Below are 16,795 nucleotides of genomic sequence, written 5' to 3' on the forward strand. Positions count from 1 at the left end.
TAACTAAAATGCAACGCCCATGCCCATTCCCTTGTCATAAGCAAAAAAAAACGATGAAGAATGCCACCCTTATCCTGATCGCAGTCGCGTTCCTCGCCGCCTGCAAACAGTCCGTCCATGACAGCGGCTGTATCACCCGCTATGACGGTCCTCCCTATTACACCGTCCCCCTGAGAGCCGGCCAACTCGACACCATCCACGCCCTCTTCGGCGCAAACGGACTCTCCACCGCCAACCTGAATTTTACCAACTATATCAGCGACACCGCCAAAGATACCTCGGGCATCCCCTACCTCAGCCAGGGAATCTATGCCACCCTGAACGTTAATGGTTTGCCCGTATTCAACACAAATCTCAACTGGTACTTCCGGGATGGCATCTTGCAACCGAATAACTACAACCCTCAATTCGACTACCCGGGCAGTGACACCACGACCACCTGGACCTTGCCCGCTCTTCGCAACCAGTTCTTCAAATCCTACGAGGGTGCCCTATATAAAACGAATCACCGGAACCCCCTGCTGGCCCGCCCGGGCATCTACTACCGTGACTCCTGCATGTACGCCCAACTCGGCTACATCGACCAATGGTGGTCCAATAACAGTCTGGCCTATGGAAAAAAATTGCTGAAAGTTTGGCGCATAGTCCCTTCGAATCCGAACCCCGTCGTAATGTACTATCACGCGCCATCGGCGATCGTATTTGTCGTTGACAGTACCGGCTTCGCCTGGTGCCCCTTCCCGACCTACCCGGGCGGACCCATCTCCATAGACTAGTTCACCTTTAGGATTCGCGCCGTCTTATTGAGCGGGTAGGAACCCGAACTAAAGATCTTCACATCGTAGATGCCGGGAGCCAACCCCGTCATATCCACCGCCGTCTCATTTGCCACGTTTAGCACCGTCTTCATCGTCCGCCCCTGCGGATCAGATCGCGTTGGGGCCCAAAGCTGATATTCCCGCCCATACTCGTATTGGGCACGACCGAGATCACGTTCGAGCTGCCCCTCGCCACGACGAGATCGGGCTTACCATCGGCATTGAAGTCGGCAATAGCAATATAGTGCGGATAGATGCCGACGGTGTCGTTCTGCTTCGGCACAAAGGAAGTAGGAATAAAAGGTCCTCCGGGCATAGGCTGCTGCGCACCTTCCAATTCCCTTCAAAAAATCGCCCCCATTCCTGTATGTATTTGTAGCCCGGCCGCCAAAAAGTAGTCCCAAAAACAGTAAGAAGAGGATTTTCATCAGGGCGAAAACTAATGGCCATCGGCATCGACCCTTGAAAACGGCTTGTTATTTAATAGTTTTTTAATCTACATTTATTGCATGAAGGAGAAACTCCCAACCATCAAAGAGATCGCCAGGCAGCTCAATGTCTCCGTCTCCACCGTCAGCCGCGCCCTCCACGACCACCCCGGCATCGGTCTCCGGACCAGGATGCGCGTCCAACAGCTCGCCCGGCAGCTGGACTACGAACCCAACCAGACCGCCATCTTCTTCAAACAACGCAAGACCTTCACCATCGGCCTCATCCTCCCCAACCTCGGCGAAGAATTCTTCTCCCAGGCCATCAACGGCATCGAAGAGATCGCCAGCGCCAATAAATACAGCGTCCTCATCGGCCAGTCCAAAGATGACGTCGAGCGCGAGCGCAACATCGTCACCACCATGAAGAATAACCGCGTCGACGGCCTCATCGTCTCCCTCAGCGCAAACACCCACACCTATGATCACTTCACCGCACTCAAGAAATTCAACATCCCGATCGTCTTCTTCGATCGCGTCCCCACCCCACCCGAATTCAATAAGGTCTACTCAAATATGAACAGCGGCACCCGCGAAGCCCTCGAATTCCTCATCGAAAAAGGTCACCGCCGAATCGGCGTCATCAACGGTCCCGAAGAAATGCGCTCATCGCATGAGCGCACGGAAACCTACAAACAGGTCCTCATTAAAAAGAGACTGAAGATCGACCTTGGCCTCGTCACCTCCACCGACCTCACAAAAGAAGGCACCGACAAGGCCATGCAGCAGCTGCTCAGCCAACGTCCCCGCCCCACGGCCATCCTCGCGATCAATGATTATATCGCCCTCGACGCCATGCAATATTCCCGGCGCCAAAAACTGAAGATCAACAAGGACATCTGCTTCGTCAGCTATTCCAACCTCCCCATCACCCACTACCTGGAACACCCACCCATGGCATCCGTCGAACAATACCCCTATAAGCAGGGCGCAAAAGCCGCTGAAGTCCTCGTCGATCTCATCAGCCGCCAAGGCAAAGACGAAACCCCCGAGTCATACGTCAATCATGTTATCAACGGTCAGTTGATCGTCCACGGTCGCCGCTAGCGGGATCACCACTAATAATTTTTTGCGCAACCGTTTGCATTTCTTATCCTCCATACGCCCACGTACTTTTGCCCGCTAAACAGTCGTCACATGCTCGCTCCTGTCCTGGCCGCTTATGGTTTACCTGCTGATACCTCCGTTACCCCTCATGGTAGCGGTCTCATCAACAGGACTTGGCTGCTCAGACACGGCAAAGACAAATTCATCCTGCAACGCATCAACCAGGACGTCTTCTCCACCCCGGCCCTCATTGCTCAAAACATCGAAAAGGTCGGCAGCTACCTCGCCGCACACTATCCCGAAGCGACCTTCCCCTGTCCCGTAGCTACGACAAATGGCGACACCCTGGTCAACGCCGGCCCAGGCGGTTTCTATCGGCTCTTCCCCTTCATCGAAGGCTCGGTCACCATCGACGTCGTCGAAAGACCCGAACTCGCCTACGAGGCCGCAAAACAATTTGGCGCCTTCACACGGATGATGGACGGCTTCCCCGTGACACAACTGCACGACACCCTCCCCCACTTCCACGATCTCTCGCTTCGCTACAGCGCGTTTCGGGAAGCGCTGACAACCGGCCTCCCCGACCGCATCGCCAAAGCGGCGGATCTCATCGGCTATCTGGAGTCCCAACACCCCCTCGTCACCTGCTATCAGCAGATCCTCGTAAACCCCGGCTTCCGGCTCCGCGTGACGCACCATGATACAAAGATCAGCAACGTCCTCTTCGACCGATCCGGAAAAGGCATCTGCGTGATCGACCTCGACACAGTCATGGCCGGCTACTTCATCAGCGACGTCGGCGACATGCTTCGAACCTATCTGTGCCCCGTAACCGAAGAAGAAAAAGACACCAGCCTGATCGGCATCCGCCTCGAATACTTCGAGGCCATCGTCCGCGGCTACCTCGAAGAAATGGCCGGCATCCTCACCCCCGACGAGAAAAAAGCCTTCGTCTACGCCGGCGAATTCATGGTCTACATGCAGGCCCTCCGCTTCATCACCGACTACCTCCTCGGCGACCCCTACTACGGCAGCCGCTACGAAGGACACAACTACGTCCGCGCCCTCAACCAGGCCACCCTCCTACAGCGCTATAGCGCGCAGTCCCACACTCTCCGCAACATCGTCAGTTGCTAAAAGCAATCGTTTGCTTTTAGCATATTCCATCCATTTACAATCCTTAGCAAACGATTGCACGATAATTCCTTGAATTCTTTGAATAAATTTATTCTATAGGCATTACAATCAGACCGGAGATTGTCACCTATTAATTTAACCAAACACAAAAATTGCTTATGATCAAAGACTCAGTTCTGTTGGTTTTGTTCCTATTGGCATGTTCCTGTATGGTCTTCGGCCAGGGCCGGACCATCAAGGGGACAATCTCAGACGAAAACAGCAAACAACCGGTAGCCGGCGCGACAATCGTCGTCAAAGGCGCCCGGATCTCCGCCACCGCAGATGCAAACGGTGCTTTTACTATCTCAGCTCCCACAGATCGGGTAACCCTGGTCATCTCCTCCGTCGGTTTCGCTCCAAAAGAGATTACCGCCGAAGCCGGCCAGTCCCTGACTATCACTCTTGCAACCGACACCCGCCAGTTGGGTGAGGTCGTCGTCACCGCCCTGGGTATCACCCGTCAGTCCAAAACCCTGGTGTACGCCGCCCAGACGGTAGCCCCATCCCAGCTCACCGGCGTCAGATCTACCGACAACTTCCTGGGCTCTCTATCCGGCAAAGCAGCCAACGTGCAATTTACCCAGGGCTCCGGTGGTCTCGGTAGCGGCGCGATTCTCATCCTCCGCGGTAACCGATCCATCGCCCCGCCCAGCAGCGGCAACAGCGCTAACCCCAACAACGCGCTCATCGTTGTCGACGGCGTACCCATCAACAACACCACCTTCGCAACAGGCAACAACGACTTCGGCTCCCTGCAAAGCTCCGATGGCGCCTCCGACATCAACCCGGACGACATCGAGTCGATGACCGTCCTGCGCGGTGCCTCAGCCGCCGCCCTTTACGGCAGCCAGGCCGGTAACGGGGTGATCGTCGTCACTACCAAAAAAGGCCACAAAGGACGCACCGACGTTATTGTCAACTCAGGTATCGGCTTCGAACGCCCCTTCGCCCTGCCCCAATTCCAAAATTCATACGGCCAGGGAAACGGAGGTGTCATCGCATCGGATTCCTCCCAAAGCGGAGCCAGCTGGGGCGCAAAAATGCAAGGCCAGAGCTACGTCGATTTCCTTTATAAGCGGAATACCTATTCCCCCCACCCGGACAACATCAAAAAGTTCTTCAAAACCGGCCTCAGCCTGAACAACTCGGTCGGCGTTTCGATGGGCGGCGATAAATCCCAAAGCTATTTCTCCTACACGAACAACTACGCCAAGGGCATCATCCCACACAACGACCTCAACCGGCACATCTTCGACTACCGCATCACCAGCGAGCTCAACAAGAAGTTCACGGTCGATGCAAAGGCTACCTATATCCTGCAGATTATCAATGGCAAGCCACGTACCGGGGAGGAGAATGCCCCCGTATTCGACGTCTACCAGCAACCCCGCCAGATCAGCTATGAAGAGGCAAGCCAGAACTTCCAAACCTTCGATGCCTTCCAGATCGCTCACCCCGCCAACTGGGCCTCTACCAACAACTCCATCTACCAGAGCCCTTATTGGATGACGAACAACACCTCCATCACGGAGAATCGCGAAAGGGCCATCGGCTTCGCCTCTTTAAAATATAATATCACCCCCTGGCTGAGCGTCCGTGGTTCCGCAAACCTCGACCGCACCTCGGATGAGATCCAGCAGAAATACCAGCAGGGTACCCTTCTCTGGAATACCAATGCCGGCGGCTCTTACGCGGTCACCGATGTGGTCATGACCAACAAATGGTTGGACGCCATCTTCGAAGGCCGCAATGATCTCGCAAAAGACCTCAAGATCAATTACCACGCCGGGGTCATTTACTATGACCGGCTCTATGCCAACAATACCGCTTCTACAAATGGCCTGAATGTGATCAATAAGTTCAGCCTGAACTTCGCCTCCAATCCGGCCACTACCCAGGATGGCAGCGAGATCCTCACGGAATCGGTCTTTGGCCAGGCTTCGATCGGCTGGCGGGACGCCATCTTCCTCGATGGTAGTTTCAGAACCGATTGGGCCTCTCCCCTGCCTGCCCCCCATACCTTCAATTATCCTTCGTTAGGCCTGTCCGTCCTCTTGTCTGAGCTGGTGGCCCTGCCGAAATCCATGTCCTTCCTGAAGGTCAACGCCAACTACGCAAAGGTCGGTAACGGTGGCATCCCCTATATCACCTCAGCCACCTATCAATACGATCAGGGCGCGGGTAACGGCAGCATCCAGCGCAGCCCGACTTACCCGATCCCCAATCTGAAACCCGAACAGGTAACCAGCTACGAGTTCGGCGTAGACGCCCGTTTCATCAACGATCGCATCGGCTTCACAGCCACCTATTATCATGCTAACTCGAAGGAGCAGCTGGTACCGATCCCGTTGCCCGTTGCAACCGGCTACGCGACCCAATACATCAACGCGGGTAACTTCGAGAACCACGGCCTGGAGATCACCATCAACGGCTCGCCCATTAAGACCAGGGATTTCACCTGGGATGTTCAGCTCAACTTCTCGCTTAATCGCAACAAGATCGTCGAGCTGACCCCCGAATTGAAACAGTTCTATCTTGGCGGTGCAGACGCCCGCTCCGGCCAACCGGAAGTCGCAAAAGGCGGCGCCTTCGGCGACCTCTATGGCTATGTTTGGGCCACGAACTCAAAAGGCCAGTACATAGTCAACTCCGACGGTACTCCCCTGACCACCAACAAGGTCACCGGGGCAGACCTCAGCTTCCTCGGCAACGGCAACGCCCGCGAGCTCCTCGGTATGACCAACACCTTCCAGTACAAACGGTTTAGCCTGAACTTCCTGATCGACGGCCGCATTGGCGGGATCCTCCTCTCAGGTACCGAAATGAACCTCTCGTTCAGCGGCATCACAAAAAATACCCTGGCCTTCCGCGAAGGCGGCCTGAATTTTCATGGTGTCGACGTCAACGGCGCGCCGGTCGACAAAGCGATCACCGCCCAGCAATTCTGGACGACGGCTTCGCTGCAACGCTATGGAGCAGGGCAGTTCTTTACCTACAGCGCAACAAACATTCGTATGCGGGAGTTTTCCTTCGGCTACGACATCCCTGTGAAAAATACGACCATCATCAAATCCCTGCGCTTGTCTGCAGTAGCCCGCAACCTGTTCTGGATCGTCCGTGGCAAGTCGGTATTCGACATCCCCGGCATCGGCAAACGGACCTTGTGGATGGATCCGGATATGTCCAACGGCAATGGCCTCTTCCAGGGCGTAGAATATGGTGCCCTGCCTTCTACCCGGACCCTCGGTTTCAATCTTAAGGCTAATTTCTAAACAACTGCAAAGCGAAAAATGATAACATTTATGAAACGAAAAAATAAAATATACCTTCTTCCGCTGCTGGGCCTGTTGGTATTCACGCAGTCCTGTACAAAGAATTACAAGGACGTGAACACCAACAAGAACGCCATCGCAACGATCGGCCCCTCCACGTTGCCCTTCCTGTTCACCCACGCGGAGGACGTCGCCACCGTCAATGCAGGCAACTACCAGGTCGCCCAGAATCTCTTCGCCGACCAGTATTGCCAGTACTTCGCATGCGAAGCGACCTACTTCGGCTCCGACCGCCTCGTGATCAACCAAAACTGGGTAGGCGCCAACTTCAACCCATACTATACGGACGTTCTGCCCCAGTTGCAGACCATCTTCGCCAACACTGATTCGACCTCGGCCCAACACGCAATGGCCGAAGTGGTCTGGGTGCTCGCTTTTATGAAAGTCACCGATTATTGGGGTCCCATCCCCTATTTTTCGGCTGGATCGGTGGCCACCTCGGTTCCCTATGATCCTCAGGATAAGATCTACGCCGACTTCTTCCATCGGCTCGATGGCGCCATCGCAGTCCTCAACACGCATAAAGGCGAAAATGCGTTTGGCAGCTACGATATCATCTATGGCGGCGACGTCACTAAATGGCTCAAATTTGCCAACAGCCTTCGCCTCCGTCTCGCCCTGAGGGTTTCGAAAGCAGACCCCACTACCGCCAAAGCCGAGGCCGAAGCCTCCGTAGCCGGGGGAGTAATGACCGCCAGCCCCGCGGATGACGCCTTCATCGCCCGTTCCTCTACAGGCGGCGATGTCAATGGTCTTTCCATCATGTCCGACTGGAACGAATTCCGCATGAGCGCCACCATGGCCTCCGTTCTGAAGGGCTACCAGGATCCCCGGATCTCGCAATACTTCCTGCCTACCGACAAAAGCGGCGACCCCACTCCCGGTAAATTCGCAAATTACGCGGGCCTCCGCAACGGCCTCAGCGTAGCCCAGCAGACCCAACCGCAGAATCTGGCAGCCGCCAATTCTCACCAGGGAGCACGCTGGTCCTCTACCAGCGTAACCGTTGGCGGCACCATCGTCGGCCTGGCCTCCTATACCAACACGCCGCAAAACGTCATGGAAACGGCCGAATCCTACTTCCTTCGCGCAGAAGGCGCCCTGCTGGGATGGAACATGGGCGGATCGGCTCAATCCCTATACGAATCCGGCATCAGAAACTCAATGGCGCAATGGGGGATCACCGGGGCCGCCGTCGATACCTACATCGCCAGCGCCAACACTCCCGTAGCCCCCGGCGATTTCCTGAACTCCCCCGCCGTGTCCAACGTACCCATCGCCTGGAGTGCCGACCCCAATGTCCAGCTCCAACAGATCATGACCCAAAAATGGCTGGCGCTCTATCCCGACGGGATGGAAGCCTGGGCCGACTGGCGCCGCAGCCACGTCATGAAACTCTACCCGGCCGCCAACTCGGATAACGTGCTGATCCCCGATCCCAGCGTGAAATGGTTGCGCCGCATCCCCTTCCTGACGACCGAACGCCAGAACAATCCCGATGGCGTCGCCACAGGAGTCTCCGCACTCGGTGGAACCGACAACGAACTTGTCCCTCTCTGGTGGGATAAGAATCCATAAAGATTGTCTATCTTAAAGCTCCCATCCCAAAAGGGTGGGAGCTTTTTATTTCAACATCTCCACATGCGCCAACTGCCCCTCCTGCTCATCTTCCTGGTAGCCGCTTGTACTTCCAAACAGGATACCCACCTCTTTACCCAGCTCGACAAGGAATCCACCGGTATCGACTTTCAGAACACCCTCTATGACGGCGAAGCCCTCAACGTCATCAACTATATCTACTTCTACAACGGCGGTGGCGTAGCCACCGGCGACATCAATAACGATGGCCTCCCCGATATCCTGTTCACGGGCAACATGGTCCACAATAGACTCTTCCTCAACAAAGGCAACTTCAAATTCGAAGATATCACCACGTCCAGCGGCATCGCCGCCCCCGCCTACGAAGGCTGGGCCACCGGCGCCACCATGGCCGACGTAAACGGCGACGGCAAAATGGACCTCTACATCTGCCGCTCCGCCGACGGTAACCCGGCCCGCCGGAAAAACCTTCTCTTCATCAACAACGGAGATAACACCTTCACCGAAAAAGCCGCGGAATACGGCCTCGCCGACGAAGGCTTCTCCACCCAGGCAGCCTTCTTCGATTACGACAAGGACGGCGATCTCGACCTCTTCCTCATCAACCACTCCCTCCACCAATACACCACCGGCGCCATCGATAACCCCGGCTGGCGGAAAGAATCCCAACCCGCCTTCGAATGCAAACTCTATCGCAACGACTGGAGTGACTCCCTCCATCATCCCGTATACACCGATGTCTCCACCCAGGCAGGCATCCACTCCGACGTCCTCACCTTCGGCCTCGGCCTCGCCATCTCCGATCTCAACAACGACGGCTGGCCCGACATCTATGTCTCCAACGACTTCAACGAACCCGACTACCTCTTCATCAACAACGGCCCGTCACACACTTTTACAGAATCCCTCAGCAAATGCATGGACCAGACCTCCCTCTACTCCATGGGCAACGACGCCGCCGATTTCAACAACGACGGCCTCGTCGATCTCATGACCCTCGACATGCTGCCCGAAGACAACCACACTCAAAAAATGCACAGCGGAGCAGAGAACTTCAACAAATTCCAGGCACTGTTCAGCCGCGGCTTCTACTATCAGTACAGCCGAAACATGCTCCAAAAGAACAACGGCGACGGCACCTTCAGCGAGATCGGCCAGCTCGCCGGGGTCTCCAACACCAACTGGTCCTGGTCCGCCCTCTTCTCCGATTTCGATAACGACGGCAATAAAGACCTCCTGGTCACCAACGGCTACGTCCGCGACTACACCGACATGGATTTCCTCCGATACTCCGCCGACAACGCCATGCACGCCAACGCCGGCGACAAGGAAGCCGCCATAAAGGAAGCCATCGGCAAAATGCCGCAAAGCCCCGATAAAAGCTACCTCTATCACAACAACGGCAACAACACATTTACACGTATCAACAACGAATGGGGCCTCACCCAGCAAACCGTCTCAGCCGGCGCCGCCTACGTCGACCTCGACAACGATGGCGCCCTGGACCTGGTCATCAACAATACAAACGAATACGCCGGCATCTATCGCAACAACGCCCGCAACAATCCCAACAACCATTTCCTCAAAGTCCAGCTGAAAGGCAACCCAAAGAACAGCACCGGCATCGGCTCCAAGATCAAGCTCTTCTGCAAAGACACCATCTACTACCAGGAAGCCTTCCCCGTCCGCGGCTTCCAGTCCTCTGTCGACCCCGTCCTCAACTTCGGCGTCGGCGCCCACAAAACCATCGACTCGGTCCTCGTCATCTGGCCCGACGATCACTACGAAGTAATAAAGGGCCAAATAGCCGACACCACCCTCCGGCTCAAACAGGAATCGGCTACCGGCATCTGGCGCTACGCCGGCCCGGCCAAACCCTTCCTCACCGCGGTGAATACCCCAACCCCGGTCCACACCGAGAATCCCTTCAACGACTTCGACCAGCAACCCCTGCTGATCAATTACCTCTCCCGCCGCGGGCCTGCCATGGCAAAGGCTGGTGATCTCATCTACTTCGGCGGTACCGTCGGTCACCCGGGCCAGCTCTTCCGCCAAACCGCTACCGGCGCCCTCATCCGCCAGGCGTTCGCAACCGTCGACTCCTCACAGGACGACGGCTCCGCCCTCTTCTTCGACGCCAACGGCGACGGCCATCCCGACCTTCTCGTCACCAATAGTCAAACCCGGCTCTATCTGAACGACGGCAAAGATCATTTCATAAAAACGACTACCACCCTTCCCCTCAACAACTCCTCCTGCATAAAAGCCGCCGATATCGACGGCGACGGAGACCTGGACCTTTTCATCGGCGGTGACGCGCTCCCCAACCAATGGCCCCACTCCTCGCCAAGCCACCTGTTCCTCAATGACGGCAAAGGGAATTTCACCGCCGCCGATATACCCCTCGACGGCCTGGTCACCACCGCGATCTTTCTCGATATAAACAACGACCACCAACCCGATCTCATCGTCGCAGGCGAATGGATGCCCATAAAAGTGTTCCTCAATAACCACGGCCAATTCACCGACGCCTCCGCCCAATACATAAAATTCCCCTCCACCGGCTGGTGGAACACCCTCGACACCGCCGACCTCAACGGCGATGGCCGCCCCGATCTCATCCTCGGCAACCAGGGTTACAACAACCAGTTCGCCGCCAGCGCACAACATCCCATGACGCTCTATTCCGGCGACTTCAATCACAACGGCACCATCGACCCCATCTTCTGCTACTACATCGGCGACACCAGCTACCCCGCTGTCTCCCGCGACGATCTCACCGGCAAGATCCCGGCGCTGAAAAAGAAGTTCCTCGAATACCACAGTTATGCCGATGCCACGATAAATGATCTCTTCTCACCGGAAGAGCTCAAGACCGCCAGCCAATACAAAACAGAAACCCTCTCCACCGTCTGGCTCGAGAACAAAGGCAACGCAGGCTTCACCCTCCATACCCTGCCGCAGGAAGCCCAATACGCACCTGTATACGCCATTGCCACCGCCGACATCAATGGCGATGGCCACCCCGACCTCCTGCTGGCCGGCGGCAACCAATGGACCCGCATCCGCTTCGGCCGCTTTCGCGCCAATCACGGGGTCCTGCTTCTCAACGATGGGAAAGGCAACTTCACCTATATCCCCCAATCCCGCAGTGGCCTCCAACTCCGCGACGACGTCCGCGGCGTCCTGCCCCTCGCAAACAAACAGCTTCTGTTCGGGGTCAACGACGGCCCCGCAAAAATCTACCGCTATGAATAAAAACATCATCTTCCTTCTGTTGGTCACTCTCAGTACTACCGCCCAACAGCCCGCAACAATAAAAGAATACACCCAATCCTTCCCCACCTACCCCTTCTCCGACCCTAGCCCCTTACCCTTACTCAACGCCGTCTACCCCTATTTTCGCTACGACGGCTTCACCGACAAACCCGTCGACAAACAATGGAAGGTCGTCGAACTGGAAAACCAATACATCCGCGTCCTCATCCTCCCCGAGATCGGCGGAAAGATCTGGACCGCCATCGAACGCTCCACCGGCAAACCCTTTCTCTACTACAACCATACCGTCAAATTCCGCGACGTCGCCATGCGCGGCCCCTGGACCAGCGGCGGCCTCGAATCCAACTTCGGCATCATCGGCCACACGCCCAACTGCGCAACACCCGTCGACTACACCACCCGCAGCAATCCCGACGGCAGCGTCAGTTGCATCATCGGCGCCCTCGACCTCCTCTCCCGCAGCTACTGGCGCATGGAGATCCGTCTGCCAAAACACCAGGCGCTCTTTACCACCCGCGCATACTGGTACAACACCACGCCGCTCGAACAGCCCTATTACCATTGGATGAACGCCGGCCTCAAAGCCGGCAACGACCTCGAATTCATCTACCCCGGCAACCGCTACCTCGGCCACGACGGCGAATACGCCGACTGGCCCGTCAACAAAACAAACGGCAAGCTCATCTCCTGGTATAAGAACAACGACTTCGGCGGTTATAAATCCTATCACGTCTTCGGCAAGTACACCGACTTCAGCGGCGCCTATTGGCACAACGAGGATTATGGGATGGTCCGCTATGCGACCCACGATGAAAAAGCCGGGAAGAAATTGTGGATCTGGGGCCTCTCCCCCCAGGGCATGATCTGGGAACACCTCCTCACCGACACCGACGGCCAGTACATCGAACTCCAGTCCGGTCGTCTCTTCAACCAGAACACGGCCAACAGCACCACAACCCCCTTCAAACACCGCGGCTTCATGCCCTACGGCAGCGACACCTGGGAGGAAGAATGGTATCCCGTCCTCGGCACAAAAGGATTCAAGGTCGCCAACACCGACGGCGCCCTCAACGTTGTCCGAAACAACGCCTCGATAACGATCCTCTTCTCCCCCACCCACGCCTTCACCGACACCCTCAGGATCACCCTCGACAACAAACCCGTCTATACGCGCGCCATCCACTTCGAAGCCCTCCAACCTTTCACCGACAGCGTCAAAGCCGGCTCCGGTCACCTCACCGCAACCCTCACCAACTCACACCTGCAATACGATTCAGACCCCGCCGCCAACAACCTCACGCGCCCCGTCGACGCCCCAAAAGACTTCGACTGGAACACCCCCTACGGCCAATACATAAAAGGCATCGAAGCCATTGATCAAAAGAATTACACCACCGCTGAAACCGCCCTCACAACCGCCCTCGAAAAAGACCCCAACTTCGTCCCCGCCCTGACCGCCATGGCCAACCTGCTCTATCGCAATATGCGCTATCCCGAAGCGCTAAAGACCGCCACCCACGCCCTCGCCGTAAATACCGAAGACGGCTCCGCCAACCTCATCTACGGCCTCGCCAATGAAGCCCTCGGCCACACCATCGACGCCCGCGACGGCTTCGACATCGCCACCCTCGACCCCGCCACCCGCAGCGCCGCCTATACCTGCCTCGCCCGCCTCAGCCTGAAAGAAAACGACCTCGGCCGCGCAAAAAACAACGCCGAAAAAGCAACGCTTGCTAATCCGCTCAACATGGAGGCACTGCAAATCAAGGCCGTTTGCACCCGGCCCGACAACCAATCCACCCTGGCCCTCATCGACAGCCTCGACCCGCTCAACCACTTCGCCCATTTCGAACACTCGAACAAAGCCCTTGTCGACGGCATCCGCAATGAACTCCCCGACCAAACCTATCTCGAGCTCGCCATTTGGTATGACAACAATGGCCTCCCCCAGGACGCCCTCAAAGTCCTCCAACTCGCGCCCAAAACCGCGGAGATCGAATGCTGGATCGCCCATCTCACCCACCAATCCATCGACTGGAAAACCATCGATCCCACCCGCGCCTTCCCCTTCCGCTCCGAAACCGGCGCCCTTCTCGAACAAGACATAAAGACCGATAACCACTGGTTCCTCAAATACCAGCTCGCCCTCATCTACCACGACCGCAACCGTCTCGCCGAAGCCAAACAGCTCCTCGACGCCTGCGCCGACAATCCCGACTATGCCCCCTTCTACGCCTTCCGCGCCCAACTTCCGGGGGCCGATACCCTGAACGACCTCACCAAAGCCCGTTCCCTCGACCCAGGCTGGCGGTACCAGAAATTACTCACGGAGTATTACCTCAAAAAAGACAGTAACAAACAAGCCCTCACCATCATCGAACCCTTCTACCAATCCCATCCCGACCGCAACACCATGGGCATTCTCTACGCAAAAGCCCTCCTCGGCAACAACCAGCTGCAAAAGGCAGACAAATTGCTCGCCCAGCTACAGGTCCTCCCCGCCGAAGGCGCAACCTCAGCAAGGGAAATCTACCGCGAAGTAAAACTCCGCGAAGCCAGTGAAGAAATAAAGAAGAAAAACTACAAGAAAGCAAAAACCCTTATTGCCGAAGCAAAGGAATATCCCGAACACCTCGGCTCCGGCGCACCCTACCCCGCCGATCGGGACACCCACCGCGAAGACGAGCTCTTAAAAAGCATTCAATATTGACCTACTGAACCACCACCTGGCCCCCTTTCATCACAAAATGAACCTTCATGATCGCATGAATGTCCGTATCCAGGTCGCCGTCCACCGCAAGGATATCCGCAAAAGCTCCGCGCTTCAAAACCCCGACCTCTCCGGCCCAGTTCAGCTGCTTGCTGGCGTTATAGGTTGCAAACTGCAAGGCTTTCGCCACGGGCACACCCGACTCGACATACCCGATCACCGTATGCTTCGATAAATAAGCAAACGGAAGTTTGACATCCACGTAGTCATCCGACCCCGAAGCCACCGTTACTCCCGCCCGTAAAGCCGCCCGCAACCTTAATCCCAGGTACCGCCGGAAACCCATGACCCTCGCCGGCGCATTCTTGTCATCCGGATCCTCCAGCTGCGCATACTTTGTGAAGATCAGGCTGTCCCCATCCGTCGGCACAAAGATGGTCCCCTTCCTTGCCATCAGCTGGAAGGTAGTATCATCGACACTATATCCATGCTCGATCCCATCCACGCCCCCGATCACCGCATTGTACACTGCCCGGTTATCCGTTGCATGCGCCGTCACCCGTATGCCATACCGGTGCGCCTCCCCGACAATAGCCTTGATCTCCTCCACGCTCAACATCGTATTGTTCGGCGTATTGTTGGAATAGATCTTGATCACATCCGCCCCCTGCGTGATGTTCTCCCGCACCGCCTGCACAGCGTCGTCCGGCCCCTTCACCACCCGGTACTCATCGGCCACAAGATCCTGGTGCTTGTAAATTACCCCCGGAAGCTGCCCGCCGGTCGATGACAATCCCCGCCCGGCACATCTCATCCTCGGCCCCGGGACCAGTCCCTCGTTGATTGCCCGCCGCAACGCCATATCCGCATATTGCCCCGAATTCCCAAGGTCCTGCACCGCCGTAATCCCCGCCTCCAGGTAGGCACGCGCCCGCGCGGCGCCATAAATGGCCCGATAGGCATCGCCCTCCGTCGTCAGCTCCTTGACCATATCCATCGATTCCACGTTGTTCCCCGGGTGAAGCTCCTCCCGGTAGAGTAAATGGGTATGACAGTCGATCAGCCCCGGCAACACCGCATAGCCCGAAAGATCCACCTCCTGCCGGCCGGCCCGGTCTGCCTCCGTCAATTCAGACTCAGCGCGAACTGCCTCAATTTTCTGGTTGTTGACAAGAATGACCATTCCTGTCTTGAAAATACCGGCCTCGCTGTCAAAAAGCTTACCGGCTCTAATAAGATAAGACGAAGTCTTATCTTGTCCCGAGGCCGCCAGGGCCACCAACAGTAGCAATCCTATCAGGTAATTTTTCATACCCGAATTTACAACGCCGCATCCACAAGCCGCACTAATTCCATTTCCCGGTCCTGCCGCCCCCGATTATTCCAATTTACCGTCATCAGGAAGGCGCAATAACCCCGCCCGTTCACCACCCAGGGAAAGCTCCCAAAAAGCCCCGGGCTGCTCACCGCCTCACCCATGATCCATTCCCCATAACCATAACCCACGCCCGCCCCACCATGCTCCGCCGGCGTGTAAGCAATCCTTACATCCGCCCCAAGCCGGTTCACCTGCATCTCCGCCACACTCTCCTCGCTCAGCACCCGCACGCCGCGGTATACGCCCTTATTGAGGATCATCTCCAGGAACCGGATATAATCCTCCGCAGTACTATATCCCCCACCCGCCGGCATCGCCACCGCCCCCCTCCCAAAGTCCGTATTCGTCATTCCCAGCGGCCGCGCGATCCGCTCCGCAAACAAAGTCTCGAAAGAAGCCCCGCCGATCTTCTCCAGCACCGCCCCCGCGATCTGTAAACCCGCATTACTATAGTGAAAAACGGTCCCCGGTTCACCCTCCATCGGCATCTCCGCAATCCATTCCATCGCCTCATCCATACTCCGCATCCGCCTCAATTCACCCAGGCTCCGACCCATCGGCGGCTCTTTGATACCCGTGAGGTGCGACAGACACTGCCGGACCGTGATCCCACCCTTCCCATGCCGCGCCAGCACCGGCAGCCACCTGCCTACCGTATCATCCAGCGACAGCTTCCCCTCATCCACAAAGGTCATCACCAGCGCCGCGCTAAGCCACTTGCTGCTGCTGGCGATCCGCTCCCGCGATTGCAGGGTAAAAGGCCCCCGCAACCCATGCACCCCCTTGGTATAAACGATCTTCCCATCCTTCTCCACCACCAGCAACGCATGCCCGCCCATCGCCCGGACATTATCCTCCATCCAGGCATCCACCTTCTCAAACCCCTCCTGCGCCCGGCAGGTGCCCAGCCAGCCCAGGGCCAGCAATAAAATTAGATTTCGCATACCCCCTCAGACCTTCGCCCC

11 protein-coding genes are annotated in these 16,795 nt (G+C 56.8%); 7 read left to right on the top strand and 4 right to left on the bottom strand.

Going from position 1 to position 16,795, the window contains the following annotated elements; all coding sequences use genetic code 11:
• Nucleotides 1-53 precede the first annotated feature (53 nt).
• Nucleotides 54-776 carry a hypothetical protein gene (locus tag VHE34_RS12175; RefSeq protein ID WP_325588201.1) on the top strand — a complete coding sequence of 241 codons (723 nt, stop codon included), beginning with the start codon at nt 54-56 and terminating at the stop codon, nt 774-776.
• Here the strand turns inward: VHE34_RS12175 and VHE34_RS12180 are convergent.
• Together VHE34_RS12180 and VHE34_RS12185 are read right to left on the bottom strand one after the other, a co-directional pair.
• Entirely contained in the window at nt 773-910 is a 138-nt protein-coding gene (locus VHE34_RS12180; protein WP_325588203.1) for a hypothetical protein, read from the bottom strand. The two genes, VHE34_RS12175 and VHE34_RS12180, sit on opposite strands and share 4 nt — an antisense overlap.
• A complete protein-coding gene (locus VHE34_RS12185; RefSeq protein ID WP_325588205.1) occupies nt 907-1,134 on the bottom strand; it encodes a VCBS repeat-containing protein in 228 nt (75 codons plus the stop codon). Before VHE34_RS12185 ends, VHE34_RS12180 begins: the two co-directional genes overlap by 4 nt.
• A 193-nt stretch (nt 1,135-1,327) precedes the next feature.
• Between VHE34_RS12185 and VHE34_RS12190 the strand changes: the two genes are divergently transcribed.
• The 6 genes from VHE34_RS12190 (at nt 1,328) to VHE34_RS12215 (ending at nt 14,452) form a co-directional block, all read left to right on the top strand.
• Entirely contained in the window at nt 1,328-2,353 is a 1,026-nt protein-coding gene (locus VHE34_RS12190; protein WP_325588207.1) for a LacI family DNA-binding transcriptional regulator, read from the top strand.
• Between the two features lie 90 nt (nt 2,354-2,443).
• Nucleotides 2,444-3,490 carry an aminoglycoside phosphotransferase family protein gene (locus tag VHE34_RS12195; RefSeq protein WP_325588209.1) on the top strand — a complete coding sequence of 349 codons (1,047 nt, stop codon included), beginning with the start codon at nt 2,444-2,446 and terminating at the stop codon, nt 3,488-3,490.
• Nucleotides 3,491-3,648: 158 nt separating this feature from the next.
• Nucleotides 3,649-6,804 carry a SusC/RagA family TonB-linked outer membrane protein gene (locus tag VHE34_RS12200; RefSeq protein WP_325588211.1) on the top strand — a complete coding sequence of 1,052 codons (3,156 nt, stop codon included), beginning with the start codon at nt 3,649-3,651 and terminating at the stop codon, nt 6,802-6,804.
• A gap of 30 nt (nt 6,805-6,834) precedes the next feature.
• Nucleotides 6,835-8,442 carry a SusD/RagB family nutrient-binding outer membrane lipoprotein gene (locus VHE34_RS12205; protein WP_325588213.1) on the top strand — a complete coding sequence of 536 codons (1,608 nt, stop codon included), beginning with the start codon at nt 6,835-6,837 and terminating at the stop codon, nt 8,440-8,442.
• A 63-nt stretch (nt 8,443-8,505) separates the two neighbouring features.
• On the top strand, nt 8,506-11,721 hold the full coding sequence (locus VHE34_RS12210; protein ID WP_325588215.1) for a VCBS repeat-containing protein: 3,216 nt from the start codon (nt 8,506-8,508) through the stop codon (nt 11,719-11,721).
• The gene (locus VHE34_RS12215) at nt 11,714-14,452 is read left to right on the top strand and encodes a DUF5107 domain-containing protein (RefSeq protein WP_325588217.1); all 2,739 of its coding nucleotides are present in this window, start codon (nt 11,714-11,716) and stop codon (nt 14,450-14,452) included. The genes VHE34_RS12210 and VHE34_RS12215 overlap by 8 nt, the downstream gene beginning before the upstream one ends.
• Nucleotide 14,453: 1 nt before the next feature.
• Here VHE34_RS12215 and VHE34_RS12220 read toward each other — a convergent pair whose 3' ends face one another.
• Nucleotides 14,454-15,764: an amidohydrolase family protein gene (locus VHE34_RS12220; protein WP_325588219.1), complete on the bottom strand. Its 1,311-nt coding sequence runs from the start codon at nt 15,762-15,764 to the stop codon at nt 14,454-14,456.
• Between the two features lie 8 nt (nt 15,765-15,772).
• Nucleotides 15,773-16,774: a serine hydrolase domain-containing protein gene (locus tag VHE34_RS12225; RefSeq protein WP_325588221.1), complete on the bottom strand. Its 1,002-nt coding sequence runs from the start codon at nt 16,772-16,774 to the stop codon at nt 15,773-15,775.
• Nucleotides 16,775-16,795: the final 21 nt, after the last annotated feature.

This window comes from Puia sp. (genome assembly GCF_035546395.1).
Taxonomy (GTDB): domain Bacteria; phylum Bacteroidota; class Bacteroidia; order Chitinophagales; family Chitinophagaceae; genus Puia.

Bases quoted from the DNA above. Each gene is read 5' to 3' on its own strand.
- VHE34_RS12205 (WP_325588213.1), top strand. From the start codon at position 6,835: ATGAAACGAAAAAATAAAATATACCTTCTTCCGCTGCTGGGCCTGTTG.
- VHE34_RS12175 (WP_325588201.1), top strand. From the start codon at position 54: ATGAAGAATGCCACCCTTATCCTGATCGCAGTCGCGTTCCTCGCCGCC.
- VHE34_RS12190 (WP_325588207.1), top strand. From the start codon at position 1,328: ATGAAGGAGAAACTCCCAACCATCAAAGAGATCGCCAGGCAGCTCAAT.
- VHE34_RS12210 (WP_325588215.1), top strand. From the start codon at position 8,506: ATGCGCCAACTGCCCCTCCTGCTCATCTTCCTGGTAGCCGCTTGTACT.
- VHE34_RS12225 (WP_325588221.1), bottom strand. From the start codon at position 16,774: ATGCGAAATCTAATTTTATTGCTGGCCCTGGGCTGGCTGGGCACCTGC.
- VHE34_RS12220 (WP_325588219.1), bottom strand. From the start codon at position 15,764: ATGAAAAATTACCTGATAGGATTGCTACTGTTGGTGGCCCTGGCGGCC.
- VHE34_RS12215 (WP_325588217.1), top strand. From the start codon at position 11,714: ATGAATAAAAACATCATCTTCCTTCTGTTGGTCACTCTCAGTACTACC.
- VHE34_RS12195 (WP_325588209.1), top strand. From the start codon at position 2,444: ATGCTCGCTCCTGTCCTGGCCGCTTATGGTTTACCTGCTGATACCTCC.
- VHE34_RS12185 (WP_325588205.1), bottom strand. From the start codon at position 1,134: ATGCCCGGAGGACCTTTTATTCCTACTTCCTTTGTGCCGAAGCAGAAC.
- VHE34_RS12180 (WP_325588203.1), bottom strand. From the start codon at position 910: ATGAAGACGGTGCTAAACGTGGCAAATGAGACGGCGGTGGATATGACG.
- VHE34_RS12200 (WP_325588211.1), top strand. From the start codon at position 3,649: ATGATCAAAGACTCAGTTCTGTTGGTTTTGTTCCTATTGGCATGTTCC.